General features: G+C 55.5%; 1 protein-coding gene. It reads right to left on the bottom strand.

The genetic code is table 11. The features are described from left to right. Positions 1-623 (bottom strand): transposase (locus ACZ2IA_RS22785; protein ID WP_470294872.1); only part of this gene is annotated, 623 nt, incomplete at both ends.

Genomic DNA, 623 nt, shown 5'->3' with positions numbered 1-623 from the left:
CCATGGTTGGTCACTTCGTGGGCGACGATGAGGTGATGTCGAGTATCGACGGCAGTCTGAACGTTGTACCCGACCAGTCCACGACTGGTGCTGGTGGCCATCGCTCGGGCATCCGGGTCTGTCAGTGAAATTTGCCCTGCAGGCTCTTGTTCCAGCTGTCTCTGGATATGCTTGAGCTTTTCGAGCCGGGCTTGCAGCGTGGCCATTTTTTGTTTGAGCCGAGTTGTTCTGGCTTCTGCAATCTCGGCCGGTTGACGGTCCGCCGTTTCCATCGCGGTAAGGTAGCGTTCGATGCAGTGATCAATCTCCTGGATACGCTTCTCCAGTTTGCCACGCGTGAAGTTGCGGTCATGGGAGTTCACTGCCTTGAACTTGCTGCCATCAATCGCGACGACGGCCTGAGTGAACAGATTCAGCTCCCGACACAGTACGACAAACTGCCGGCAGACATTGCGTATGCCAGTACCGTTGTCGCGCCGAAAGTCGGCAATCGTCTTGAAGTCGGGAGAGAGCCGTCCAAGCAGCCACATCAGCTCGATGTTGCGCTGCGTTTCTCGTTCCAGACGACGACTTGATTGAATCCGGTTGAGGTAGCCGTAGATGTACAACTTGAGCAAAACAGC

The sequence above is a fragment of the Crenobacter sp. CS_VA4 genome, from assembly GCF_055597485.1.
Note: the sequence above shows the minus strand (reverse complement) of the source record. Positions and strands in the feature narration are given on the sequence as shown.